Annotated in this window: 17 protein-coding genes; 7 read left to right on the forward strand and 10 right to left on the reverse strand. The window is 73.6% G+C overall.

All coding sequences use genetic code 11. The annotated features are described in order from the left end of the window. Positions 1–20: 20 nt before the first annotated feature. Together ACSMTC_RS14740 and ACSMTC_RS14745 are read right to left on the reverse strand one after the other, a co-directional pair. A complete protein-coding gene (locus tag ACSMTC_RS14740; RefSeq protein WP_436560151.1) occupies positions 21–2,546 on the reverse strand; it encodes a DUF5682 family protein in 2,526 nt (841 codons plus the stop codon). A gap of 31 nt (positions 2,547–2,577) precedes the next feature. Next, a complete protein-coding gene (locus ACSMTC_RS14745) occupies positions 2,578–3,714 on the reverse strand; it encodes an ATP-binding protein (RefSeq protein ID WP_436560152.1) in 1,137 nt (378 codons plus the stop codon). Positions 3,715–3,951: 237 nt separating this feature from the next. On the opposite strand from ACSMTC_RS14745, the gene ACSMTC_RS14750 reads away from it, so the two are divergent. Both ACSMTC_RS14750 and ACSMTC_RS14755 read left to right on the forward strand, forming a co-directional pair. Then, positions 3,952–5,277: an SWIM zinc finger family protein gene (locus ACSMTC_RS14750; protein ID WP_436560153.1), complete on the forward strand. Its 1,326-nt coding sequence runs from the start codon at positions 3,952–3,954 to the stop codon at positions 5,275–5,277. Positions 5,278–5,413: 136 nt separating this feature from the next. Then, the gene (locus ACSMTC_RS14755; protein WP_473965316.1) at positions 5,414–7,069 is read left to right on the forward strand and encodes a DUF5691 domain-containing protein; all 1,656 of its coding nucleotides are present in this window, start codon (positions 5,414–5,416) and stop codon (positions 7,067–7,069) included. A gap of 121 nt (positions 7,070–7,190) precedes the next feature. On the opposite strand, the gene ACSMTC_RS14760 is transcribed toward ACSMTC_RS14755, so the two are convergent. Then, positions 7,191–7,598: a coenzyme B12-dependent isobutyryl CoA mutase small subunit gene (locus tag ACSMTC_RS14760; RefSeq protein WP_145790664.1), complete on the reverse strand. Its 408-nt coding sequence runs from the start codon at positions 7,596–7,598 to the stop codon at positions 7,191–7,193. A 446-nt stretch (positions 7,599–8,044) separates the two neighbouring features. Here ACSMTC_RS14760 and ACSMTC_RS14765 point away from each other — a divergent pair, with 446 nt between their 5' ends. Beyond that, on the forward strand, positions 8,045–8,845 hold the full coding sequence (locus tag ACSMTC_RS14765) for an esterase/lipase family protein (RefSeq protein ID WP_436560154.1): 801 nt from the start codon (positions 8,045–8,047) through the stop codon (positions 8,843–8,845). 55 nt (positions 8,846–8,900) lie between these two features. Here ACSMTC_RS14765 and pcrA read toward each other — a convergent pair whose 3' ends face one another. Continuing rightward, positions 8,901–11,531 (reverse strand): DNA helicase PcrA, encoded by a 2,631-nt coding sequence (gene pcrA / locus ACSMTC_RS14770; protein WP_436560155.1) that lies wholly within the window; start codon positions 11,529–11,531, stop codon positions 8,901–8,903. A gap of 291 nt (positions 11,532–11,822) precedes the next feature. Here pcrA and ACSMTC_RS14775 point away from each other — a divergent pair, with 291 nt between their 5' ends. Next, a complete protein-coding gene (locus ACSMTC_RS14775; protein ID WP_436560156.1) occupies positions 11,823–12,854 on the forward strand; it encodes a C40 family peptidase in 1,032 nt (343 codons plus the stop codon). Positions 12,855–12,974: 120 nt separating this feature from the next. On the opposite strand, the gene ACSMTC_RS14780 is transcribed toward ACSMTC_RS14775, so the two are convergent. After that, entirely contained in the window at positions 12,975–14,480 is a 1,506-nt protein-coding gene (locus ACSMTC_RS14780) for a glycosyltransferase family 39 protein (protein ID WP_436560157.1), read from the reverse strand. Between the two features lie 49 nt (positions 14,481–14,529). Next, entirely contained in the window at positions 14,530–15,777 is a 1,248-nt protein-coding gene (locus ACSMTC_RS14785; RefSeq protein ID WP_436560158.1) for a hypothetical protein, read from the reverse strand. A gap of 211 nt (positions 15,778–15,988) precedes the next feature. Between ACSMTC_RS14785 and ACSMTC_RS14790 the strand changes: the two genes are divergently transcribed. After that, positions 15,989–17,287, forward strand: a complete 1,299-nt coding sequence (locus ACSMTC_RS14790) for an acyltransferase family protein (protein WP_436560159.1) — start codon at positions 15,989–15,991, stop codon at positions 17,285–17,287. Positions 17,288–17,361: 74 nt separating this feature from the next. Here ACSMTC_RS14790 and ACSMTC_RS14795 read toward each other — a convergent pair whose 3' ends face one another. Together ACSMTC_RS14795 and ACSMTC_RS14800 are read right to left on the reverse strand one after the other, a co-directional pair. Beyond that, positions 17,362–18,093, reverse strand: a complete 732-nt coding sequence (locus tag ACSMTC_RS14795; RefSeq protein WP_436560160.1) for a LuxR C-terminal-related transcriptional regulator — start codon at positions 18,091–18,093, stop codon at positions 17,362–17,364. Continuing rightward, positions 18,086–19,534, reverse strand: coding sequence for a PspC domain-containing protein (locus ACSMTC_RS14800; RefSeq protein ID WP_436560161.1), 1,449 nt, complete (start codon positions 19,532–19,534; stop codon positions 18,086–18,088). The genes ACSMTC_RS14795 and ACSMTC_RS14800 overlap by 8 nt, the downstream gene beginning before the upstream one ends. A 135-nt stretch (positions 19,535–19,669) precedes the next feature. On the opposite strand from ACSMTC_RS14800, the gene ACSMTC_RS14805 reads away from it, so the two are divergent. Then, entirely contained in the window at positions 19,670–21,280 is a 1,611-nt protein-coding gene (locus ACSMTC_RS14805) for a PspC domain-containing protein (RefSeq protein ID WP_436560162.1), read from the forward strand. Next, positions 21,277–21,480, forward strand: a complete 204-nt coding sequence (locus ACSMTC_RS14810; RefSeq protein ID WP_436560163.1) for a hypothetical protein — start codon at positions 21,277–21,279, stop codon at positions 21,478–21,480. Before ACSMTC_RS14805 ends, ACSMTC_RS14810 begins: the two co-directional genes overlap by 4 nt. 22 nt (positions 21,481–21,502) lie before the next feature. Here the strand turns inward: ACSMTC_RS14810 and ACSMTC_RS14815 are convergent, their stop codons facing one another. Further along, positions 21,503–22,531 carry a Rieske 2Fe-2S domain-containing protein gene (locus ACSMTC_RS14815; RefSeq protein ID WP_436560164.1) on the reverse strand — a complete coding sequence of 343 codons (1,029 nt, stop codon included), beginning with the start codon at positions 22,529–22,531 and terminating at the stop codon, positions 21,503–21,505. A 160-nt stretch (positions 22,532–22,691) separates the two neighbouring features. Further along, on the reverse strand, positions 22,692–24,266 hold the full coding sequence (gene guaA, locus ACSMTC_RS14820; RefSeq protein WP_436560165.1) for a glutamine-hydrolyzing GMP synthase: 1,575 nt from the start codon (positions 24,264–24,266) through the stop codon (positions 22,692–22,694). Positions 24,267–24,742 lie beyond the last annotated feature (476 nt).

Consider the following 24,742-nt stretch of genomic DNA (forward strand, 5'->3'; position numbering starts at 1 on the left):
CCGGGCCCCGCCCGGTCGGGTCAGGAGGCTCGGCGGTCGGACTGGCGTGGGAGGTGGGGCTTCTGTGGTTCGGCGGACGGGGCCGGGAGGCCGAGCAGGAGGGCCAGGACGGGAAGCGCGGCGTCGGCCCGGGAGAGGTCGATCCGGACATCCTCGGCCGCCTTGGCGGTTGGGGATCCGTCCAGGCGACCGGCGGCGACCCGCTCGCCGACCGTCCGCCGGACGCCGGCCTCCAGCTCGGCGAACGTCCGCCGGAGCAGCGGCAGTACGTCGACGAACACCTCGCCGCTGACCCCGCTCAGCCACTCGTCCAGCAGGCCCAGCAGCCGGGTGTCGTGCAGCAGCAGCGCACCGCCGCCGGAGAGGAAGCCCTCCACCCAACCCGCCGCGTCCGCCGGGGTGTTGGCCGCCGAGAGCACCAGCCCCATCCGGCGCCCGGCCTCCTCGGAGTCGATCCGGCCGTCGTCCAGCAGCAGCCGGACGGCGCGGCCGCGCAGCAGCCCGGGCACTCCGGTGGCCGGACCACCGGCGGGCTCTCGCCGGGAGAGCGAGAGCAGCGCGGCGGCCCACCGCCCGGCCGGCGAGTCGGACCCCTCGGGTGCGCCGGGCGCGGCCGGGGACTGGGGCGTGCCTTCGCCGCCGTGCTCCGTCGCACCCTGGCCGGCGGCGGACTCCGTGGCGTCCGTACCGTCGGTGCGCTCCGCGCAGTCCGCCGCCCCGGGCTGCGCCGGTGCCGCCGATGCCAGGAGGCCGACGGCGGTGTGCACGGCGTCCAGCCGACCGCGCATGGCGGCGGCGCCGTCCGCGTCGAGGCCGGTGCAGGCGGGCGGGAGGCCGACGCAGACGCGGTCGGCGAGACCACGGGCGACGCCCTCCAGGGCGCTGCCGTCGGTGCCCCGGACGTCGCCGTAGCGCAGGGCCCGGACCAGCGCGGGGAGCGCGTCGGCGAGGTGGGCGACGTCGGTGTCCAGGGCCGCCCGGTCGGCCAGGACCCGCATCACGGCGGGCAGTGCGGTGGACAGCCCGGCGAGCAGGCAGCGCTCGGCGAGGCCGGTGAGCCGGGCGAGTTCGGCGGTGCCGACGGCGGTGTCGACGGCCTTGCCGGTCGCGGCGTCCTCGACGGTGGTGCCCCACTGGGCGGCTTCGACGACGCGCACCGCGAACTCCGGCTCCCAGCGAAGCAGCCAGCTCTCCCGGAAGGTGCCGGTGGAGTTGACGGCGGAACGGGCCGGGACGCCCCAGTCGATGCCCAGCAGGCGCAGCCGGTGCAGGAGCCGGGACCGGGCGGCGTCCAGCTCCTTGCGCAGATCGAGGTCGAGCCGGCGCTCCTCGGGCTCCGGTTTGAGCCTGAGGCTGCGCTGGAGCCGGGCGAGGTCGCGCTGGAGCGGTACGGCGGGCGCCGCCTCGGGGACCTCGCCGAGGGCGTCGCCGACCACCAGCCGGTCGTGTACCAGCGCGAGGGCGACGTCGGAGCCGTCGCACATGACCGAACGCACGGCGTCGAGGGTCTCGGTGAGCCCCGCGAGCGGACGGCCGCGCATCACGGCGAGCGAGTCGGCCAGCCGGACGGCCTCGATGACGTGGGCGGAGGAGACCGGGTGGTCCTCCGCGCGGAGCAGCTCGGCGACCGTGGTCATCCAGCGGGCCACCGGCTCGGAGCCGGCGGTGAAGAGGTGGTGGTACCAGCCGGGTGAGTCGATCCCGGCGCCGTAGCCGGTGTGCTGGGAGAGCCTGCGGTGGGTCCAGGGCACCCAGGTGATGTCGGTCTTCGCCTTCTTGGGCAGCCCGGCGAGCAGGGCCCGGTCGTGGGCGACGGTCGGCATGGTCTGCAGGGCGGGGACGTGCCAGGCGCCGCAGACCACGGCGATCCGGGTGTGGCCGGCGCGGCGGGCGGCGCGGATCTGCTGGCGCATGTGGGCCTCGCGCAGCTCGTCCCGGCGGCCGACGGCCGCGGCCGTGCCGGGGCCGACCGGCTCGCGCAGGGCGGTCATCGCCTCGGCGACGGCCTCGAAGGGGGCGAGGGCGTCGGCGCCGGGCGCGCGGTGCTCGATCACGTCCTCCCACCAGCGCTCGGGGTCGTCGTGGCCGGCGGCCTCGGCGAGGGCGCGGATCGGGTCGAGGACGACCGGCGACGGGTCGGCCGGCCCGGCCGGGGCGCCGGTGTCCGCTCCGGTGCCCGGAGCCGGGGACGTACCCTCCGGCACTCCCGGGGCGTTCTCCGCCAGGGCGAAGGTCTGCGCGGCGGGCAGGTCGATGAACCTGACCGGGATCTCGCGCTCGACCGCGTGCCGGATGGCGACCCATTCGGGCGAGAAGGCCGCGAAGGGCCAGAACGCGGCCCTGGCCGGGTCGTCGACGACGTGGGCGAGCAGCGCGACGGGCGGCACCATGTCCTTCTCCGCCGCCAACGCGATGATCTGGTCGGCCTCCGGCGGGCCCTCGATCAGGACGGCGTCCGGCCGCAGCTGCTCCAGCGCGGCGGCCACCGCGCGGGCCGATCCCGGCCCGTGGTGTCGTACGCCCAGCAGGGTCACCTCGGTACTCATGGTGTCCTCCCCTCTCAACGGATCCGGTGGCTCAGCGGGAGTGCTCGCGGGCGGCGCGGTAGAAGTCCTTCCAGCCGTCCCGCTCGCGGATCACACCCTCGACGTACTCGCGCCAGACCGCCTGGTCGGCGACCGGATCGCGGACCACGGCCCCGGCGATGCCGGTGGTGATGTCGGCGGCGCGCAGCACGCCGTCGCCGAAGTGGGCGGCCAGGGCGAGGCCGTTGGTGACGACCGAGATCGCCTCGGCCGTGGAGAGGGTGCCGCTGGGTGTCTTGACCTTGGTGCGGCCGTCGGCGGTGATGCCGTCGCGCAGCTCGCGGAAGACGGTGACCACCCGGCGGATCTCCTCGGCGCCGCCGGGCAGTTCGGGCAGGTCGAGGGAGCGGCCGAGCTGGTTGACCCGGCGGGTGACGATGTCGACCTCCTCGTCCAGGGTGGCGGGCAGCGGCAGCACCACGGTGTTGAACCGGCGGCGGAGCGCGCTGGAGAGCTCGTTGACGCCGCGGTCGCGGTCGTTGGCGGTGGCGATCAGGCTGAAGCCGCGCACGGCCTGCGCCTCGGTGCCGAGCTCGGGTATCGGCAGCGTCTTCTCGGACAGGATGGTGATCAGGCTGTCCTGGACGTCCGCCGGGATCCGGGTCAGCTCCTCGACCCGGGCGATCTTCCCGTCGGCCATGGCCCGCATCACCGGGGAGGGCACCAGGGCCTCGCGGCTGGGGCCCTGGGCGAGCAGCTGGGCGTAGTTCCACCCGTAGCGGACGGCCTCCTCCGGGGTGCCCGCGGTGCCCTGGACGAGCAGCGTGGAGTCGCCGCTGATCGCGGCGGCGAGGTGCTCGGAGACCCAGGTCTTCGCGGTGCCGGGGACGCCGAGCAGCAGCAGCGCGCGATCGGTGGCCAGCGTGGTGACGGCGACCTCGACGACCCGGCGCGGGCCGATGTACTTGGGGGTGATCACGGTGCCGTCGGGCAGCTCACCGCCCAGCAGGTAGGTGGCGACGGCCCAGGGCGAGAGCCGCCAGCGCTCGGGGCGCGGCCGGTCGTCGTGCGCGGCGAGGGCGGCCAGCTCGGCCGCGAAGGCGTCCTCCGCGTGCTGCCGGAGGACCTCGGCCGGGGCCTCGCCCCGCCCCTCGGACCCGACGGCGGCATCACTCGAAAGGGTGGTCATCACAGGCTCCTCGAAGTCGTCCGCCGAGGCCCTTCCAGAGGGGCCCCTGACGGTGGTGGATCGGTGGGGAGCATCGGCGCAGATGTCTTCTGACGTGCGAGAACGGGTGGGTTGTACGTACGTTCCCGGCTCGCAGGAACAACCATGCACCCACCCACTGACAACGGACGTCCGAGCGGTGACCGGACGTCAGTTCACCCGGCCCGGCTGTCAGTGGCCCGTCCTAGCGTCGTCGCCATGGAGGAACGCTGGAGCACCGAACACATCCTGTCCCTCGCGCCCGACCAGGCGTCGTGCAAGGCGGCCGGAAAGCTGTCCGCGCCCGCGCCCTGGTCGCAGGCCGGCTGGGGCGGGGGCGCGCTGTGGGGGCAGTGCAAGGGCAGCGGCAGCACGCCCTACCGGACGGTGGTCGAACTGGCCACGCCCGCGTACAAGTGCACCTGCCCCAGCCGGAAGTTCCCGTGCAAGCACGCCCTGGGCCTGCTGCTGCTCTGGAGCGGCAGCCCGGAGACGGTCGCCGAGGGAGCCGAGCCGCCCGACTGGGCCGCCGAGTGGCTGGACGGCCGCCGGCAGCGCGGCGAGCAGGCGACCCAGCGGCTGGCGGCCCGGGCGGAGGCCGAGGCGGCCGACCCGGCGGCGGCCCGGCGGAGGGCCGACCGGCGGGCCGCCCGGGTCGCGGCGGGCGCCCAGGAGCTGCGGCTGCGGCTGGCCGACCGGATCCGGCACGGTCTCGCCGACCACACCTCGGCCGCCGGCGGCTGGGACGAGGTCGCGGCCCGGATGGTCGACGCCCAGGCCCCCGGACTCGCCGCCCGCGTACGGGAGTTGGACAACGCCCCGCAGCATGCCCTGCTCGCCGAGTACGCACTGCTGCACCTGCTGGCCGGCGCGTTCGGCCGGGTCGATCAGCTGCCCGACCCGCTCGCCGCGACCGTCCGGGCCCGGGTCGGCTACACCACGGACACCGCCGAGCTGCTCGCCGGGCCGACGGTGCGGGACCGCTGGCTGGTGCTCGGCGCCCGCGACACCTCGGACGAGCGGCTGACCACCCGTCGGATCTGGCTGCGCGGCGCCAAGACCGGCCGTCCGGCCCTGCTGCTCTCCTTCGGCCGCCCCGGCCAGGCACCCGACCTGGTCCTTCCCACCGGCCGCCTGCTGGAGGCCGAGCTGGCCTTCCACCCCGGCGTCCGCCCGCTGCGGGCCGTCCTCGGCACCAGGTACGGCGCCCCCGAGCCCGGTCCGGCCCAGTCACCCGGCGGGCTCTCGGTGGCCGAGGCGGTCGCCGAGTACGGCGCGGCGGTCGCGGACGATCCGTGGCTGGAGTCCTGGCCGACCACGCTGAGCGGTGTCGTGCCCGTCCTCGACGCCGAGGGCTGGCAGCTGACGGACGGTCTGCACAGCGTCCCGGTCCGCCGCGGGAGTGTCCCGGAGTCCGCGCTCTGGCGGCTCGCCGCCGTCTCGGCCGGCCACCCGGTGACCATCTTCGGCGAGTACGGCCACGCGGGCTTCGCCCCGGTCACCGCCTGGGGCCACGACCACCGTCCGACGGGGGTCGCCCAGTGACCCTCCGCCCCGCCCGGCCGGCCGGCGCTCCGCCCACCGAGGGCCGCACCGGCGGCGCCCGCCCGCACCCGGCGCCACGCACCGCCGCACCCACCACCGCAGGCCGACCGGCCCGCCCGAGCAGAGGAGCCGACCAGTGACCGCCTTCACGACCGCCAGCGACAGCTGGGAAGACCTCCAGACCACCGCCATGCTCGGCACCGACCGCCGCCCGCTGCCCGGCCTGACCGGTTCACCGGCGTTCAGCGCCGCGGCGCAGGCCGTGGACCGTACCGACGCCGCCACCGCGCTGCTGGAGCTGGCCGCGCTGGAGGCGGTCCGCCGCAGGGCCGGGGCCGTGGCCGCCGAGTCCGGCGGTCTGCCCGGGCCTGCCGCGCCCGACCCGCGCCGCGAGCTGCCCGAGGCGGCCGCCAGGCGGCTCGCCGTCCTGGTCGGCGGGCGGAGCGGCGCGGGCATGGTGGCCAACCTCGGCGAGCTGCTGCCCCAGTGGCTCGCCACCGCCAGGGAGCGGGACTTCAGGGTGCCCGCCGCACTCGTGCCCGCCCTGCTGGAGGCGGCGCGGGCCCGCAGCGAGCTGCGGGCCGACACGGTGGCGCTGGCCGGCCCGCTCGGCCGCTGGCTGGCCGAGCGGAACCCGGACTGGCGGTTCGTCACCCGCGTCGCGGTGGAGCCGGGCACCCCCGCCACCGGCGGAGAGGCCCCGGTTCCGGCCGATCCGGGTGACCGGATCTGGCAGGAGGGCCTGTTCGCCGAGCGGGTCACGCATCTCACCAGGCTCCGCCGCAGCGACCCGGCCGCCGCCCTCGACCTGCTGCGCGGCACCTGGTCCACCGAGCGCGCCGAGGACCGCCTGCTCTTCCTGGACGCCCTGCAGGAAGGCCTCTCCCAGCTCGACGAGCCTTTCCTGGAGGCCGCTCTCTCGGACCGCAGCAAGAACGTCCGCGGCACCGCCGCCGAACTGCTCTCCACCCTGCCGCAGTCGGCGCTCGCAACCCGGATGGCCGCGCGCGCCCGTGCCGCCGTGCGCCTGGTCCGCCCGGCCACCGGTGCCGGTGTCATCCGACTCGCCGTCAGCCCGCCCGCCGAGTGCGACGCGGCGATGCAGCGGGACGGCATACCGCCCAAGTCGCCCACCGGGCGCGGTCAGCGGGCCTGGTGGTTCGGCGAGATCATCGCCGCGGCGCCGCTCGACCTGTGGACCGCCGACACCGGTCTCACCCCCGAGGAACTGCTGCGGCTACCCGTCGTCGACTCCGACGCGGGCCACGACCGCGAGGGCGCCGACCATCCCGGACAGGCCGGGAGCTGGGCCGACGATCTGCGGGAGGGCTGGGCGCGGGCCGCCGTCCGCCAGCACCACGTCGAGTGGGCCCGGGCGCTGCTCGGTCCGAGCCCCGGTCCCGGCCAGGCGGGCGGTACCGCGGGCGCGCCGGCCAAGCTGCTCGCGGTCCTGCCGTCGGCCGAACAGGCGGCCTGGACGGCCGAGTTCATCGACGGCCACGGTCTCGGTGAGGCGTTCCAGCTGCTGGGTGCCTGCGCCACTCCCTGGACACCGCCGCTGAGTACCGCCGTGGTGGCGGCACTCGAGCGCTCCGCCAGGTCCGGCGCCTACCCGTGGAGCCACAGCGGGGTGCTGGGCATGACCGAGCGCGCGCTCGCGCCCGAAACCGCCCCGGCCGTCGAGGCGTTGGCGTCCGGCGCCGCACCGGACAGCGCCTGGGCCGACACCTTCAGCCGGCTGGCCTCGACCCTGCGCTTCCGGGAGGCGATGCTGGCCGAACTGAACGGCTGAGAGCCGTCATCGCTCCGACGGCCGCCCCCGGCTCGGCCGTGCGACCGCCCCAGGGGCGCACGGCGGCAGCCCTGGGGCGGTGGGGTCCGGAGTACGGCGTGGCCGAAGGCCGCGCCCGGTCTCAGCCCGCGGCGCGGAGGTTGGCCTCGACCCAGGCCACCACGTCGCGGGTCGGGGTGCCCGGGGTGAAGATGTCCGCGACGCCGATCCGCTTGAGTTCGGCGATGTCCTCGTCCGGGATGATCCCGCCGCAGAAGACCTTGATGTCGGCGGCGTCCCGCTCCTTGAGCAGCTCGATGACCCGCGCGCACAGCGTCATGTGCGCGCCCGAGAGGATCGACAGTCCGATGCCGTCCGCGTCCTCCTGGATCGCGGTGTCCACGACCTGTTCCGGTGTCTGGTGCAGGCCGGTGTAGATGACCTCCATACCGGCGTCGCGCAGCGCCCGCGCGATGACCTTGGCCCCTCGGTCGTGACCGTCCAGCCCCGGCTTGGCGACCACCACTCGGATCGGCCCTGACACACCCATGACTGCCTCCTGGACCACGTTGTCCACCACAGCGGCCGACCGGATCGGGCACGCGCGCGGTTAACCACCGATAACAGATCTGAGGGGAGGTTAGCGCCACCGGGGCCGGATGGCTGTTTCGCCCGTCAAGAGGAGGGGAAAATCACAGCACCACCCACCATTCACCCTCGTACGTACCCACTTCCGCGCGGTGCGTACCCCCTGCCGCGCCCCGCCGGCGCCCGGGTCGGCTCCAGCCGCACCGCCGAGTGCACTGCGCGCGCCCGTATGTGCACTGCCCACTCCCGTCCGGGCACCGCAGACTCCTGGGTGAGCGCTGTCGCACCTGCCCGTCCGGGTACCGCGCGTACGGGCACCGCCCGTACGGACACCGGCCAGGTGGGCACCGCCCGCCCCGGCGCCGGCCGGCCCGGGGGCATCCGTGCCGCCCTGCCGGGGAGAGCCGAATGAGCATCCCGTTCCAGCGGACCGCCGCCACCGTCCGTGGCGCGGGCGCGGAGGCCGCCGCCCCCGTCGGCCGCCCGCTCCGCTGTCCGACCGGTGTCCCGTCCGAGCGGCAGCCGCGCCCCTGCCCGGCCCGGTACTCGGCGGCGCCCGCGCACCACGGTCCGGTGCTGCTGCTGCACGGCCTCAACGACAACCGAGCGGTCTTCGCCCCGCTCCGCCGCACACTGCGCCGCCACGGCTGGACCCATCTGCACGCCCTCAACCACTCCCCGCTGACCGGGGACGTGCGGGCGGCCGCCGTCCTGCTGGCCCGGCACGTCGAGTGGGCCAGGCAGGCCCACGACGGCGCTCCGGTCGCCCTGGTCGGGCACGGCCTGGGCGGGCTGATCGCCCGCTACTACGTCCAACTCCTGGGCGGGGACGAGCTGGTGGACACCCTGGTGACCCTGGCGACCCCGCACGAGGGGACGATGGCCGCGCTCCTTCCGGCCCCGTTCCCGATCACCCGCCAACTGCGCCCGAACAGCCCGCTGATGGCCGAGCTGCGGCTGCCCGCGCCAGGGTGCCGCACCCGGTTCACCGCCGTCCGGGGCGAGTTGGACGAACTGGTGCTGCCCGGCCCGCACGGCTGGCTGCACCACCCGGACCTGACCTCGGACAACCGACTCGTCGCGGGCGCCGGGCACATCGGCCTGCCCTCGCACCCCCGTGCGGTCGAGTCCGTACGGCGCGCGCTGGAGACGGCGGAGCGGAGGCGGGCCGGCGCACAGGAGCCACAGACCGGACGCCACGCCTCCTGAGAGGCATGCGCGCCAGGCTCCCGGGCCTGCCGGCCCACCCCTGTTCCGGGGACGGTCAGAGCTTCTCCACCGGCGCGTACCGGAGCAGCAGCTGCTTCCGCCCGGACGCACCGAAGTCGATCGTCGCCTGCGCCCTGTCGCCCACGCCCTGGGTGGCCACCACCGTGCCGAGGCCGAAGCTGTCGTGGGTGACCCGGTCGCCGACCGCCAGCGCGGCCACCTCGCGTTCGACCACCCGCCGCGCGGACTGGCCCCAACCCGCCTTGGGCCCGGCCGCCGTACGCGAGGACGGGGAGGAGGACGAGGAGCCGTAGGACGAGGACCGCGAGGAGGAGGACGAGCGCGAAGAGGAGGACGAGAAGCCGCGCGAGCCCGGCGCCGACGCCGCGCCCGTGCGCTTCCACTCCACCAGCGACTCCGGGATCTCCTCCAGGAAGCGGGATGCCGGGTTGTACGAGGGCTGGCCCCAGGCGCTGCGCAGCACCGAGCGCGTGAGGTAGAGGCGCTTGCGGGCCCGGGTCAGTCCGACGTAGGCGAGGCGGCGCTCCTCCTCCAGCTCCTTGACCTGGTTGAGCGCGCGCATGTGCGGGAAGATCCCGTCCTCCATGCCGGTCAGGAAGACCACCGGGAACTCCAGGCCCTTGGCGGTGTGCAGGGTCATCATCGTGATGACGCCCGCGCCCTCCTCGTCCTCGTCCGGGATCTGGTCGGAGTCGGCCACCAGCGCGACCCGCTCCAGGAAGTCGGAGAGCGAGCCGACCGGCGGCGCGCCCTCGTCCTCGGCGTCCGGCCGCTCGCCCGGGTCCTGCTCGTACTCGAGGGCGACCGAGGCGAGCTCCTGGAGGTTCTCCACCCGGGTCTCGTCCTGCGGGTCGGTGGAGGACTGGAGTTCGGCCAGGTAGCCCGTCTCCTCCAGGACCGCCTCCAGCACCGCGGCGGGGCCCGCGCCCGACTCGACCACCTGGCGCAGCCCCGCCATCAGCGCGTTGAACTTCTTCACCGCGTTGGCCGAGCGCGCGGCCATCCCGTACGCCTCGTCCACCCGCAGCAGCGCCTGGGCGAAGCTGATCCGCTCGCGCGCGGCGAGGGCGTCGACCATGGCCTCGGCGCGCTCGCCGATGCCGCGCTTGGGCACGTTGAGGATCCGGCGCAGCGGCACGGTGTCCTCGGGGTTGGCCAGCACCCGCAGGTAGGCCAGGACGTCCCGGACCTCCTTGCGCTCGTAGAAGCGGACACCGCCGACGACCTTGTACGGCAGGCCGACCCGGATGAAGACCTCTTCGAAGACCCGGGACTGGGCGTTGGTCCGGTAGAAGATCGCCACGTCGCCGGGCCTGGCATCGCCCGCGTCGGTGAGCCGGTCGATCTCGTCGGCGATGAACTGGGCCTCGCCGTGCTCGTCGTCGGCGACGTAGCCGACCACCTTCTCGCCGTGCTCGCCGGCCGTCCACAGGTTCTTCTTGCGGCGGTTGGTGTTGCGCTCGATGACGGCGTTGGCGGCGCCGAGGATGGTCTGGGTGGAGCGGTAGTTCTGCTCCAGCAGGATGGTGGTGGCGTCGGGGTAGTCCTCCTCGAACTGGAGGATGTTGCGGATCGTCGCGCCGCGGAAGGCGTAGATCGACTGGTCCGCGTCACCGACCACGCAGAGCTCGGCGGGCGGCACCTCACTGAGGCGGCCGGCGGCCTCGTTGACCCAGTCGCCGTCCACGGTGCGCTTGGGGGCGGCCGCCACCGAGCCGCCGCTGAGCTCGCGCACCAGCATGTACTGGGCGTGGTTGGTGTCCTGGTACTCGTCGACCAGGATGTGCCGGAACCGGCGCCGGTAGTGCTCGGCGACGTCGGGGAACGCCTGGAGCAGGTTCACCGTGGTCATGATGATGTCGTCGAAGTCCAGCGCGTTGGCCTCGCGCAGGCGCCGCTGGTAGAGGGTGTACGCCTCGGCGAGCTTGCGCTCCATCGGGTTCGCGGCCTGGCCGGCGTAGGTCTCCTCGTCGATCAGCTCGTTCTTGAGGTTGCTGATCTTCGCGGTGAAGGACTTCGGCGGGAACTGCTTCGGGTCCAGGTCCAGGTCGCGGCAGACCAGGGACATCAGCCGCTGCGAGTCCGCGGAGTCGTAGATGGAGAAGCTGGAGGTGAAGCCCAGCTGCTTGGACTCGCGGCGCAGGATCCGCACACAGGCGCTGTGGAAGGTGGAGACCCACATCGCCCGGGCGCGCGGGCCGACCAGGGCCTCGACGCGCTCGCGCATCTCGCCGGCCGCCTTGTTGGTGAAGGTGATCGCCAGGATCTCGCCGGGCTGCGCCCCGCGCGCGGCCAGCAGGTGCGCGATCCGGTGGGTCAGCACCCGGGTCTTGCCCGACCCGGCACCGGCCACGATCAGCAGCGGGGAGCCGGCGTGCAGCACGGCCTCGCGCTGCGGGTCGTTCATGCCCTCCAGCAGCTGCACCGGGTCGACCACGGTGCGGGCGGCGCCGTTGCGGTGCCAGGCGTCACGCTCGGTGGCGGCGGCGTAGTCGGTCTGGAACAGGCCGTCGGGGAGCTCCTCCTCGTACGGGGCCTCGTCGTACGGCTCGTAGGGCTCGTACGACTCGTCACTGCCGTACGGCGGCTCGTCGGCGGTCGGCTTCGACCCGGCGGCAGGAGCCTCGAAACCGGGGAGCGGGAGGTCGTCAAAGAGGCTAGTCATGGCCCTTCGAGTCTATGGCCCGGCGCCGACAGTCCCCGGGGCAATCCCGGACCTCCGCCGTCCGGCTCGTTCACAACCACTGCGGCACCGTTCCGTTCACAATCCGCTCCCGGAACGGACAGTTCCGCAGAACTACGCTCAGAGCCGTGACTCTCGGCCCAGCGTGCCCACCCGCCGACTAGCGTCCCGCTCCGAAGCCGGTCCACGGCGGGCTCCCACCCGCACCAGGCCCCACCAGCACCAGGCACCGCCCGCACCGCCCGTGGCCCGGCTCGAAAGGAGACCGCCGCCATGGCGTCGCACAGGAAGCCCCGCCCCGGCCGGTTCCGGTCCAGGGCGGTGGCCGGGGTGGCCACCGGAGCCGCCGTCTCGGTGACCGCCTCCGTCACCGCGCTCGCCGCCCCCGCCCAGGCCGCGCCACCGCCCACCGCCGAGCAGGTCAGATCCCGGGTGGACGGGCTCTACCGGGAGGCCGAGCAGTCCACCCAGCGCTACGACGGCGCCAGGGAGCAGGCCGACGAACTCCAGCGGCGGGTGGCCCGGCTCCAGGACGAACTGGCCCGCAAGGTCGCCGCGATCGAGGCCACCCGCACCCGGCTGGGCGCCCTCGCCGCCGAGCAGTACCGCAGCAGCGGCCTGCCCACCGCCCTCCAGCTCGCCCTCGCCGACGACCCGCAGCAGTTCCTGCAGCGCGCCGGGATGCTCGGCCAGGCCGGCGCCATCGAGCAGCAGGCGCTCCAGCAGTACGGCCAGCAGCGCATCGCCCTGGAGGCGCAGACCGCCGAGGCCCGCTCCCGGCTCGCCGAGCTGGCCGGCCGGCAGCGGCAGCTCGCCGCCGAGCGGACCGCCGTCCAGGAGAAGCTGGCCCAGGCGCAGGCGCTGCTCGCCGGGCTCACCGGCGCCGGACGGGGCGCGGGCCCCGGCGGCACAAACCCTGGCGGCGCGGGCCCCGGCGGCATGACGCTGCCGGCCGCTGGGCGGGCCTCCGCCGCGATCGCCTTCGCCCGGGCCCAGCTCGGCAAGCCCTACGTCTGGGGAGCCACCGGCCCGGACTCGTACGACTGCTCCGGCCTGGTCCAGGCCGCCTGGCGGTCCGCCGGGGTGTCCCTGCCGCGCACCACCTACGCCCAGATCGGCGCCGCCCCCAGGATCGGGCGCGGCCAACTCCAGCCCGGTGACCTGGTCTTCTTCTACTCGGGCATCAGCCATGTCGGCCTCTACACGGGCCATGGGCGCATGATCCACGCACCGCACCCGGGCGCGCCGGTCCGCTACGAGTCGGTCGACGCCATGCCCTACGCCGGGGCCGTCCGCCCCGCGTAATGCCCTGGGGTGCGGGGAACCGCCCGCCCGGCCGGGCACGTTGGTGCCTTCTCAGGTACCGCCCGGCCGGGCCCCGTCAACTCGCGGGGTCCACCGGGCGGTTCCCCGCACCCCGCCGGTTCACCGCTCGAAGAGCGTGACCACCATCCCCCGCACCGCCGTCGAGGTCCGCTTCGGGAACAGCCGCTCCAGCGCCGAGGCCTGCGGCTCGCCGTAGTGGTCCAGCGGCTTGTCCAGCGAGGAACCGTCGGTCAGCACCCACACCCGGCGCGTGTCACCGATGCAGGCCGCCGGATCCGCGCACAGCTGCGGGTAGATGTCGCCGACGGCCGCCGCGCTGCGCTCCACCAGCACGTCCTTCAACTGCACCGAGCGCGGCAGGTAGTAGCTCAGCGCGCTGTCCAGCTGGATGTACGCGTCCTGGCTGCCCCGCAGCGCCACGATGCCGTCCCCGGGCCGGTAGCCCTTGACGATCACCGCCGCGGCCGCCTTGGCGTCCAGGCCGGTGTGCGCGAACTCGCGGCGGATCTCGCGCTGGTCCTGCGCCCCGAGGAGCAGGACCAGCACCAGCCCCAGCGGCGCCAGCAGGCGCGGCCGCAGCGCGGTCAGTCCGGCCCCGGCCAGGACGCTCCAGGCGGGCACCGTGAAGAGCAGGTAGCGGTCCAGGAAGTACGCGGTCGATCCCTGCGACACCAGCCAGACCAGCACGATCGGCAGCACCGCCATCAGCCCGATCTCGACGGCGGAACGCCGCCCGGCGGGCCAGGCCAGCGGCAGCGCCGCGAGCGCCAGCACCGCCAGGCTCACCGCGGCCGAACCGAACAGCATGTGCCAGAAGGAGTCGAACACGTACTGGAAGGTCGGCGCGGTCAGCCAGTTGAGCTGGCGTCCGACCTGGCGGTGGCCGAGCAGCGCGAGCGGCACCACCGGCAGCAGCGCGGCTCCCACCGAGAGCACGAAGCCGACCAGCACGGGGTGGCGCCGCTGCTGCCACCAGCGGCCGAGCACCACGATCCCGTGTGCGGCCAGGAAAACCAGCGAGATCATGTGGAAGAACCCGGCGGCCAACACCGCACCGCCGTACGCCGCCCAGCGCAGCGGCCGGGGCTGCTCCAGCGCGCGCAGCAGCAGCCAGGTCGCCGCCGCCGCCGCGAGCACCACGAAGGCGTACCCGCGCATCTCCTGGGCGTACCGGGAGACGGACGGCACCAGCGCGAACAGGCACCCGGCCGCGAGTCCGGCCCGGCTTCCGAACAGCCGCTCGCCGGTCAGCGCGACGAACGCCGCCGCGCCGGCCATCGCCAGCACCGAGGGCAGCCGCAGTACCGCCAGCGAGTCGCCGAACAGCGCCACCCAGTAGTGCATCAGCAGGTAGTAGAGGCCGGTGACCGCGTCGACGTGGCCGAGCAGGTCGAACAGCTCGCCGGTGCTCCGGCGGGCGGCGTTCCAGCTGACCAGTTCGTCGCTCCACAGCGCCGGCCGCCAGCTGCCGTAGCCGCCGACCACCAGCATGAGCAGGGCCGGCCAGAGCCACCGGAGGCGGCCGCCGGCCGCACTGCGGGCGTCCGAGTCCTGGCCGGACGTCCGCCTGGCTATCGGTACGGCGGCCGTAGCGCTCGCGGTCATCACAGACTCCCCTTCGACGTGACCCAGTGAACCGACAGTCGCCTTTGCATCAGGGCGAGTTGGTGTAGACGAAGACGACATAGCCGCCGTAGGCCGCGGAACAGAGCGCGGCGAAGCCGAGAACGGCTGCCGCCGCTCCCCTGGTCCGCAGTCTGGCGAGCCCCGCGGCCAGCGGCAGCAGCAGGGCGAAGGCCGGGATCAGGAAGCGGGCGCGGGAGTTGAAGTACGCCGCGTCACCGAGCGCCAGCAGCAGCATCATCCCGCTGAACACCAGCAGGGTCAGCGGTTGGCGCTGGAGCAGGCAGACCACGAAGAGCAGCACCGACGCCGCGAGCGTCCCGGCCACCACCACGTCGGTCAGCCAGACCGGCCCGGCGTCCACCAGCATCGACCGGAGCACCCGGTAGGTGGAGCGGCCGAAGTCGAACTGGGACTCCCAGGCCTCCTGGACCTTGAAGTACCCGTCCCAACTGCCCTTCCGCAGACCGACCCAGGCGATGAAGCCGGCGAAGCCGAGCGGCGCGATCGCCGCCCCGAGCAGCGGCCGCCACCACGCCAGGGCCTCGGCACCCCGGTCGCGGCGGCGCCACCGGTGCGCCGCGAGCGCGCCCAGCGCTCCGAGGCCGACCGCCACCGCGACCGCCACGCCGGTCGGTCTGGTCAGCCCGGCCAGGGTGCTGAGCGTCCCTGCCCAGAGCCAGCGGTGCGTCACCGCCGCGTACATCGCCCAGGCGGCGAAGGCGGTGAACAGCAGCTCGGAGTACGCCATGTTCTCCACCACGGCGTACGGGGTCACCCCCCACAGGACCGCGGCGATCACGCCCGTCCGCCGCCCGTACAGCCGGGCCGCCACCGCGAAGACGCCCCAGGCCGCGAGCAGTGCACCGGCCCAGGCCACCAGCAGCGCCGCGTAGTTGACCGGCAGCGGCAGCAGCCACCAGGCCGCTTTGATCAGCGCCGGATAGACCGGGAAGAACGCGTACGCCTGGTATGGACCGTGCGGCCCGGGTACCGGCTTGGAGCCCGCGTAGCCGTGCACCGCGATGTCCTGGTACCAGTACGCGTCCCACATGGTGCTCAGCCGGTGCAGGCTGTGGGTGCCGTGCTTGACGTCCCACAGCACCAGCAGCGCCAGCCCCACTGCCCGCACCGCCGCGTAGCCGAGCAGGGCGGGTGCCGCGTAACGCGCCGCGGCGAGCAGCTTGTTGAGCGGTCTGCGGCGGTGGGGGCTCGGCGCGGCCGGGGCGGCGGCCACCACCGGTGCGCGCGCCGCGCCGTCGACCGAGGTGTCTGCCATCATGCTCCGTCGTTCGGGCCGGTACGGGCGGCGGCGATCATGCCAGCGCGCGGCACTCCCTGAATCAATCCGGGTGCACGGCCGCGCGCACCCATTATGACCCCGGAAGAAATCGGCCCTTCACCCACCCGATGATGCGGGATTGTGCCCGGCGGCAAGAGAGCGGGCAATGGGTGTACATACCCGGTATGCATGGACTAACGTGCGAGTCGTGACTGCAATCGAACAGCAACGTGCCAGCACGGTCGACGGTACCGGCGAGTCGCCTGTGAGCCAACCTGCCCTGCGTATGGGCTGGTTGGACGCGCTCAGAGGCGTGGCGGCGCTGCTGGTCGCCGTCCACCATTTCGGATTGATCCATCTGATCCCGTATGGAGGAACAATTAACCGGGAGTTCGATCTCGGTATATATGCCGTCATGCTGTTCTTCCTGGTCAGCGGTTATATTGTTCCCGCTTCCCTGGAACGGCGAGGTGATGTCCGGGGCTTCTGGATCGGCCGGATCTTCCGGATCTATCCGCTGCTCATCGTGGTCATCACGGCCGCGCTGCTGATCCTGCCGAAGGCCCAGTCCGCCGTGCCCGACGTGGTCCGGAACGCCCCGGTACAGTCCGCCGTCGCCAACGGCCTGCTGCTGCACGAGATGCTGAACGTGCCGAGCGCACTGGGCGCGATGTGGACGCTCTGCTACGAGATGGTCTTCTACTTCTTCGTGGGCGCGCTCTTCGTCCAGAACCGGCACCGGCTCAGCGCTCCGATCGCCGCGGCCTTCGCCGCGCTCGCCCTGCTGCTGGGCGGCGTGGTGCCGTCCGCCATGATCACGACCGACGAGGGCTCGACCCTGAACATGATCGCCGCCACCGCCGTGGTCATGGTGGCGGGCCTGGTCTGCGTCCTCACCGGACGGGCCGCGCTGGTCCGGATCGGCTCCCTGGTGCTGGGCGGGCTCGGCGCGGTGCTGCTGTTCCTCAACGCCAGGTCGACCTTCTTCGAGTCGATGACGATCCTCGCGACGATGTTCGCCGGCACCGTGATCCACCGCGTCGAGCGCGGCCAGACCGCCCGCCGGTGGGGCCTGGTGTGCTGCGGGTCCGTCCTGGTCTGCGGTGTCCTGGTCGGCTTCCTGTACGACCACGGCGACGCCTTCTACCGGACCTGGACCACCAGTTGGGTGGGCTTCTCGCTCCCCTACGCCGCCGCCTGGGCCACCTTCGGCCTCGGCATGCTGCTGCGCGACCGCCGCTTCCCCCGGGTGCTGACCTGGCTCGGCGCGATCAGCTACTCGGTGTACGTGGTGCACATCCCGGTGCTGCACGCGGTCCGCTGGCTGCTTCCGGACGACGCGTTCCCGCACCACGGCCCGGGCAAGTTCGGCCCCTCACTGGTCTTCCTGGCCGCCGTACTGCTACTCAGCCACCTGACGTACCGTCTGGTCGAGCTCCCCGGCCAGAACCTGGGCCGCCGCCTGCTGAAGTCCCTGAACGCCCGCCCGGCCCGGTCCGGGATCTGACCTGCGAACCCCTGAAGCGGGCGGAGCCCGGACGCGCGGCGGTGCGCGTCCGGGCTCCGCCCGCTCGGCAGTGCTCAGACCAGACGGCGCGCCGTGGCCCAGCGGGTCAGCTCGTGACGGTTGCTCAGCTGGAGCTTGCGCAGCACCGCCGAGACATGGCTCTCCACGGTCTTGACCGAGATGAACAGCTGCTTGGCGATCTCCTTGTACGCGTAGCCGCGCGCGATCAGCCGCAGCACCTCGCGCTCGCGCTGGGTGAGCCGGTCGAGGTCCTCGTCCACCGGCGGGGTGTCGGTGGCGGCGAAGGCGTCCAGCACGAAACCGGCCAGCCGCGGCGAGAACACCGCGTCGCCGTCGGCGATCCGGAAGATCGCGTTCACCAGGTCGGTGCCGGTGATGGTCTTGGTGACGTACCCGCGCGCACCGCCGCGGATCACGCCGATCACGTCCTCGGCGGCGTCCGAGACCGACAGCGCCAGGAACCTGACTCCCGCCCGTCGCCCACCACCACCCTCAGCCGAGGCGCTGCGCGCCGCCCCTTCTGAACTTGAGTCCCCCATCAGCGGGGCCGAGCGCCGCAGCACCTCCACCCCACCGCCGCCGGGCAGGTGGACGTCCAGCAGCACCACGTCGGGCCGCTGCTCGGCGACGACCTGGACGGCCGACTCCACGTCGTCCGCCTCGCCGACCACGTCGATGCCGGTGAGCTCCGTCCGGCCGATCTCCGCCCGGACCCCCGTACGGAACATCCGGTGGTCGTCCACCAGGACGACCCTCGCCACCCGCTCCGGTGCAGCGTCAGTCATGAACCCTCTCCATCTCCAGCTCGACCTCGGTACCGCCGTCCGGCGCCGGCCGCACCCGAGCGGTGCCGCCGTTGCGCTTCATCCGGCCGATGATCGACTCCCGTACGCCCATCCGGTCCTCGGGCACGGTGTCCGGGTCGAAGCCGGGGCCGTGGTCACGCACGAACACCGACACCGTCCTCCCCTCCACCTCCGCGTACACCTGGACCGGTCCCCCGCCACCGTACTTGGCCGCGTTGACCATCGCCTCCCTCGCGGCCTGCATCTGGGCCGCGATCCGCTCGTCCATGGGGCAGTCGCCGACGCAGACCAGCTCCACCGCGACACCGTGCCGGTCCTCGACCTCGGCGACCACCTCGCGGATCCGCTCGGCCAGGGTGTCGGGTGCGGACTCGGCGGCGGCCTCCGGGCGATAGAGCCACAGCCGCAGCTCGCGCTCCTGGGCGCGGGCCAGCCGCAGCACCTCCTTGGGGTCCTCGGCACGGCGCTGGATGAGGGTCAGGGCGTGCAGCACGGAGTCATGGATGTGGGCGGCGATCTCGGCGCGCTCCTGGGCCCGGATGCGCGCGGTCCGCTCGGCGCCGAGGTCCTGCCACATGCGCAGCACGTACGGGCCGACCAGCACCAGCACACCGGCCAGCACGGCGACCGAGGCCTCGATCACGGCGGCCAGGGTGGAGCTGCTGTTCTGCAGGATCAGGAACCCGACGATGCCGGCCGCCACCAGCAGCACACCCGCGCCGACCCGGGTGTACGCGGCCCGCCGCTTGGTGCCCTCCAGGCCGAACCAGCGCTGCCAGCGCGAGTCGTCGGCCTGCCGCCAGACCAGGGCGACACCGACGCCGATGGTGAGCAGCGGCCAGACGTACGGCTTGGCGGTCTGGATGTGCAGGGCGCTGAGCAGCGCCATGATGCCGACCACCAGCAGCAGCAGGGCGAACAGCTGCCCGAGGCCGCCGCGCCCGCCCGCCGCCGGGAGCCCGATCGCCTCGGACGGTGTGGAGCCGTCCTCGGCCGGCTCGCCGTGGAAGGTGCGCTGGAGCAGTTCGCGCAGCTTGCCGAGCCGCTGCGGCCCGCCCTTGCGGAGTTCGCCGAAGCCGTCGTCGCCGCGCACGAAGGTGCCGTTGTGGTAGACCCACTGGGGGCCGCGGCGCGCGGGTTCGCCGATGCCGATCGGCACCACGAACCAGAACGCCGCGTACAGCAGCCCGCCTATGCCCTGGGTGAAGAAGAGCAGGATGAACGCGGCCCTGACCCAGGTGACCGGCACTCCGAGGTGCACCGCGAGCCCGTGGGCGACGCCGCCGAGCATCCGCCCGTTCGGGCTGCGGTACAGCTTGCGGAAGGGCGGACGCTGCGGATCGTGCACGGTCGGATCGGGCCCCGACGCCGACGGGCTGTCAGGGATGAGGGGCTTGGGGTCGGTGCCGGGTGCTGCCACGCCACAGATGGTCACACGTTTGCACGTCCGGGCGCATCAGGGTACGCCCCCGAGCCGCGTCTCAGGGGGAGATCAGGGTCGGCCCCGGGCTGCCGGCGGTTGGGCTCGGCCGCTTCGGACGGGAGGATGGTGCACATGACGGACGAGCAGAGCACAGCGGCACAGGACACCGCCGCCCCCCGGCCGGAGCAGCGGCCCCCGCTGACCCGCAGCGAGAGCCACCGGGTGGTGGCGGGAGTGTGCGGCGGGCTCGGCCGGCATCTGGACATCGACCCGGTGGTCTTCCGGGTGGTCACCGCCGTGCTCTGCCTCTCCGGCGGGCTCGGGCTCTTCCTGTACGGGCTGGCCTGGCTGGTCGTCCCCAGGGAGCCGGCGGACGGGAAGCCCGGCCAGACCGAGCTGCAGCGCGTGCTGACCGGCCGGGTGGACGGGCAGTCCATCGGAGCGGTGCTGCTGACGCTGATCGGCACCGGGGTGTTCTTCTCGTCCATGGGCGACAAGGACCAGATGTTCCCGTTCCTGCTGCTGGCCGGGATGATCTTCCTGGCGGTCCGCCACGATCCGGAGCGCCGCCGCCGTGCCCAGGGCAAGGGCGACGACCGCCCCGGCGGCCCGTACGACCGGCTGGTGGACCAGCCGGACGGACAGTACGACTGGTCCCAGTGGCGGGAGCGGTTCGCCAAGGACTTCATGACCGGGTGGGAGCAGCGCAAGGGCGACTGGGACACCTACCGGACGACCTGGGACGCCTTCAAGACCGACTGGGACGAGCGCAAGGCGGAGTGGAACGGCCGGCCACGGGTCGACCTCACCAAGGAGGGCGGACCGGCCGGGGGGCCCGAGGACGCCACCGACGGGACCCGGTCGGCGTACGAGCGGCACGAGCAGGCTCGCGCCGCAAGCTCCGCGCCGGCGGACACCCCGCCGCACGGCCCGTCCGGCTACCTGTGGGACCCGCGCCACCCGGAGCGCAACCCGTACGCGGCGCACACGCCCCCGCCCGGGGCGGGCCTGCCGCTCGGCGCACCGGCGCAGGCCTGGTGGCAGCGCGCCGATCTGCCGCAGGGCGATCCGCTGCGCAAGTCCGGCTCCGCGCCCGGTGCGGCGCGCGCCGCGACCGCGGTGGCCCGGCCGCGGCAGCGCTCCTTCACCGGTCTGCTGGGGCTGCTGATCGCGCTCGGCGCGGGTGCGGTGGCCTGGGCGATCCCGCACGCCAACGGCGACGACGCGCGGATCTCCACCGTGCTGGCGGCCGCGCTGCTGGGCCTCGGGATGTCGATGCTGATCGCGGCGAAGGCCGGCCGGGTGCGCGGGCTGCTCGTCCCCGCGCTGGCGCTCACGCTCGCGCTGTCCGCGCTCTCCGGCTCGAGGGCCACCGTCGAGTCGTCCTTCGGCAACCGCTTCTGGGCGCCGGCCTCGGTGTCCGAGCTGCAGAGCCGCTACGTCCTCGGCGCCGGTGACGCCCAGCTCGACCTGAGCCGGCTCGACCCGGCGGGCGGCACCCTCAGCACCGATGTCCGGATGGGCACGGGCGAGCTGCAGGTGACCGTCCCCTCCGACGTGGAGGTGCGCCTGACGGTGCGCAACGCCCTGGGCAACGTCCAGACCCCCAACGGTGAGTCCGACTCCGGTATGGGCAACAACCGGGAGTTCGTGATCCACCCGACCAACGGCCAGAAGTCCAAGGGGACTCTGGACCTGACCGTGAAGCTCGCGATCGGCGACATCCAGCTGGAGCAGGCATGAGGAAGAACCGACTCGACCCGTTCTCGCTGATCGCGGGCGCACTCTTCACCGTGATCGCGGTCGTCTACCTGGTGGCCTCGATCAACGGCCGCTCGGTCAACGGACGGATCGTCATCCCGGTGACCTTCATCGTCCTCGGTGTGGCGGGCCTGGCCGGTGCGGTCACCGCGATGTCCCGCCGCAACCGCGAGGACCGCTGACCCTGCCGCTCCGGGCCCGGGTTCAGCTCTGGGCGGGCCCGAGGTCGAGCCGGTCGCCGTCCCTGGTGACGGTGTACCTGGGCAGCGGCCTGGTCGCCGGTCCGTTGACCACCGCACCGGTCGCCGCGTCGAATCGCGAGCCGTGGCAGGGGCAGTACAGCTGCCCGTTCCTGGGGGCGTTGACCGTGCAGCCGGAGTGGGTGCAGATCGCGGAGAGGCCGCAGTACTGCCCCGCCTTGGGCTGCACGATGTAGACGGTGTCGCCGCTGGCCGGGTCCGCGACCTGAGCCGATCCCCCGACCGGCACGGCCGAGACGGCGACCGAGGCCTTCTTGCCCGCGGACGCGGAACCGGTGGCGCCCGCGGACGGCGACGGCGCCCCCGCGGCGGTGCCGGCGGCCGTCTTCCGGGGCCGCCCGAAGGTGGCCGTCAGCGAGCCGGCCAGCAGCCCGCCCCCGCCGAGCGCGATGGCCGCGATCCCGCCGTCCATCAGCGAACGCCGGTTCACCTGCCCCTCGACCAGCCCGCGCGCCCGGTCCCGTTCGGCCCGCCGCAGCAGGTAGCCGTCGACCGAGAGGTACGGCGTGCCGGCCAGCACCAGCGGGGTCCAGGCCGCCAGGTAGGCGAGGTCGTTGCCGAGGTAGTACGGCGTGACGTTCCAGCTGACGGTCAGGCAGAGCAGGAGGCTGATCGCCGCGCCGCCGAGCGCGGCCAGCCGGCCCCAGAGCCCGAAGAGCGTGCCGAGCCCGACCGCCAGTTCCCCGAAGGCGACGAGCAGGGCGAAGAAGGTCGGCGCGTGCAGGGCGGGGCCGAGCAGGAAGCCGATCGGGCTGGACGGCCTGACCGCCAGGGTCTGGGAGTAGAAGGAGGCCGGGTCGGCCGCGCCCGCCAGGTAGTGCGGGTCGGAGAGCTTGTCGAAGGACGCGTAGACGAAGGTGGCCCCGAGGAAGATCCGGAGCAGCAGCAGTGCGTGGCCGGAGGCCACCACCCGCAGCTCGGCCAACCGCTCGGCTCTGCCCGGGCTCTCCGGTTCCTCGTGCGCCGCCGTCATGCCGACCCCTCTGTTCAACCGCCTGTCAACTGCTGACAGGTCCGGTCCGATTCTGCCCTGTTTCGCCCGGCTTTCCCGGATACCGTCTGCGCAGCAGACGGCCGCGCCGCCGCTCCCGCGGGTACGGGAGCGGCGGCGCGGCCGTTCGAAGCCGGGGAGATCACTCCCACTCGATGGTGCCCGGCGGCTTGCTGGTGCAATCCAGCACGACGCGGTTCACGTCGCGGACCTCGTTGGTGATCCGGGTGGAGATCCGGGCCAGCACCTCGTAGGGCAGGCGCGACCAGTCGGCGGTCATGGCGTCCTCGGAGGACACCGGGCGCAGCACGATCGGGTGGCCGTAGGTGCGGCCGTCGCCCTGGACGCCGACGCTGCGGACGTCCGCGAGCAGGACCACCGGGCACTGCCAGATCTCGCGGTCCAGACCGGCGGCGGTCAGCTCCTCACGGGCGATGGCGTCGGCCTCGCGGAGCAGGTCCAGGCGCTCCCTGGTGACCTCGCCGACGATCCGGATGCCCAGACCCGGGCCCGGGAACGGCTGGCGGTGGACGATCTCCTCCGGCAGGCCGAGCTCCTGGCCGACCATCCGGACCTCGTCCTTGAACAGCTTGCGCAGCGGCTCGACCAGCTTGAACTCGAGGTCCTCGGGCAGGCCGCCGACGTTGTGGTGCGACTTGATGTTCGCGGTGCCGGTGCCGCCGCCGGACTCCACCACGTCCGGGTACAGGGTGCCCTGCACCAGGAACTCGACCGGCTCGCCCGAGGCGCCGGCCTCGGCGATGATCTCCGCCTGGGCCTGCTCGAAGACCCGGATGAACTCCCGGCCGATGATCTTGCGCTTCTCCTCCGGGTCGCTGACCCCGGCGAGCGCGGCCAGGAAGCGCTCCTGCGCGTCCACGACCTTCAGCTGGACGCCGGTCGCGGCCACGAAGTCCTTCTCGACCTGCTCGGTCTCGCCCTTGCGCATCAGACCGTGGTCCACGTAGACGCAGGTCAGCTGGTCACCGATGGCCTTCTGGACCAGCGCGGCCGCGACGGCGGAGTCCACGCCGCCGGACAGGCCGCAGATGGCGCGCTTGGTACCGACCTGCTCCCGGATCAGCGCGACCTGCTCGTCCACCACGTTGGTGGTGGTCCAGGTCGGGGCGATCCCGGCGCCGCGGTACAGGAAGTGCTCCAGCACCTGCTGGCCGTGGTCGGAGTGCAGCACCTCGGGGTGGTACTGGACGCCGTACAGCTTCTTCTCGTCGTTCTCGAAGGCGGCGACCGGCACCACGTCGGTGGACGCGGTCACGGTGAAGCCCTCGGGGGCGGCCGAGCAGGCGTCGCCGTGCGACATCCAGACGGACTGCTGCGCCGGGGTGCCCTCGAACAGGGTGGAGCCGGTCTTGGCGACGGTCAGCGGGGTGCGGCCGTACTCCCGGGCACCGGTGTTGTCCACCGTGCCGCCGAGGGTGATGGCCATCAGCTGGAAGCCGTAGCACATACCGAAGACCGGGACACCGGCCTCGAACAGGGCGCGGTCGAGCCGCGGCGCACCCTCCTCGTAGACCGAGGACGGGCCACCGGAGAGGATGATCGCCTTCGGGTTCTTGGCGAGCATCTCGGCGACCGGCATGGTGCTCGGCACGATCTCGCTGTAGACCCTGGCCTCACGCACCCGACGGGCGATGAGCTGGGCGTACTGGGCACCGAAGTCGACGACCAGGACGGTGTCGAGCTCGTGTGCGGACATGTCGGGAATAGCAGAGGACACAGACGGCCTTCCGGCAGCGGTATCGAGAGGCGTCGCACGCGGCACGCCCTGGGCAGGGTGGCGGGCGACTGTGGGGGTGTCTGCATTTCAGTCTACCGGGCGGCCGGAAGACTGTGCTTTCACCCAGTTGCCGACGCCTAGCCCCGTGACCCCGCGGTGCGGCGTCTCGTTGCACCGGACGACCGTACGAGCGCTCGCACCCCCCAGGTTCGGGCCGCCCGGTACGGGCACCGAACCACGCGTGGATCTCATCTCAGTCCACCCGCTCGCGTGGCGCTGCCGCTCTCGGGCCAGACCGGGTGCGGCCCGCCGTGGGACCGTGCGCGGGTGCAGTGACCGGGCGGCAGGGGACAGCCTCCGGTCACGACTGACCAATGGAGGTGCGGCGGCCGGAGCCGGGGACGCCCGGCTGCGCCCGCCGCACCACCCGGGGTCGGCACCGCCCGCGCCGACCG

It is taken from the genome of Kitasatospora sp. HPM-01-4, from assembly GCF_051374625.1.
GTDB lineage: Bacteria > Actinomycetota > Actinomycetes > Streptomycetales > Streptomycetaceae > Kitasatospora.

Excerpts from the sequence above, each read along its gene's own strand:
- ACSMTC_RS14745 (WP_436560152.1), bottom strand. The coding sequence starts at position 3,714 with ATGACCACCCTTTCGAGTGATGCCGCCGTCGGGTCCGAGGGGCGGGGC.
- ACSMTC_RS14810 (WP_436560163.1), top strand. The coding sequence starts at position 21,277 with ATGAGGAAGAACCGACTCGACCCGTTCTCGCTGATCGCGGGCGCACTC.
- ACSMTC_RS14740 (WP_436560151.1), bottom strand. The coding sequence starts at position 2,546 with ATGAGTACCGAGGTGACCCTGCTGGGCGTACGACACCACGGGCCGGGA.
- ACSMTC_RS14760 (WP_145790664.1), bottom strand. The coding sequence starts at position 7,598 with ATGGGTGTGTCAGGGCCGATCCGAGTGGTGGTCGCCAAGCCGGGGCTG.
- pcrA (WP_436560155.1), bottom strand. The coding sequence starts at position 11,531 with ATGACTAGCCTCTTTGACGACCTCCCGCTCCCCGGTTTCGAGGCTCCT.
- guaA (WP_436560165.1), bottom strand. The coding sequence starts at position 24,266 with ATGTCCGCACACGAGCTCGACACCGTCCTGGTCGTCGACTTCGGTGCC.
- ACSMTC_RS14775 (WP_436560156.1), top strand. The coding sequence starts at position 11,823 with ATGGCGTCGCACAGGAAGCCCCGCCCCGGCCGGTTCCGGTCCAGGGCG.
- ACSMTC_RS14795 (WP_436560160.1), bottom strand. The coding sequence starts at position 18,093 with ATGACTGACGCTGCACCGGAGCGGGTGGCGAGGGTCGTCCTGGTGGAC.
- ACSMTC_RS14765 (WP_436560154.1), top strand. The coding sequence starts at position 8,045 with ATGAGCATCCCGTTCCAGCGGACCGCCGCCACCGTCCGTGGCGCGGGC.
- ACSMTC_RS14780 (WP_436560157.1), bottom strand. The coding sequence starts at position 14,480 with ATGACCGCGAGCGCTACGGCCGCCGTACCGATAGCCAGGCGGACGTCC.
- ACSMTC_RS14805 (WP_436560162.1), top strand. The coding sequence starts at position 19,670 with ATGACGGACGAGCAGAGCACAGCGGCACAGGACACCGCCGCCCCCCGG.
- ACSMTC_RS14750 (WP_436560153.1), top strand. The coding sequence starts at position 3,952 with ATGGAGGAACGCTGGAGCACCGAACACATCCTGTCCCTCGCGCCCGAC.
- ACSMTC_RS14815 (WP_436560164.1), bottom strand. The coding sequence starts at position 22,531 with ATGACGGCGGCGCACGAGGAACCGGAGAGCCCGGGCAGAGCCGAGCGG.
- ACSMTC_RS14785 (WP_436560158.1), bottom strand. The coding sequence starts at position 15,777 with ATGGCAGACACCTCGGTCGACGGCGCGGCGCGCGCACCGGTGGTGGCC.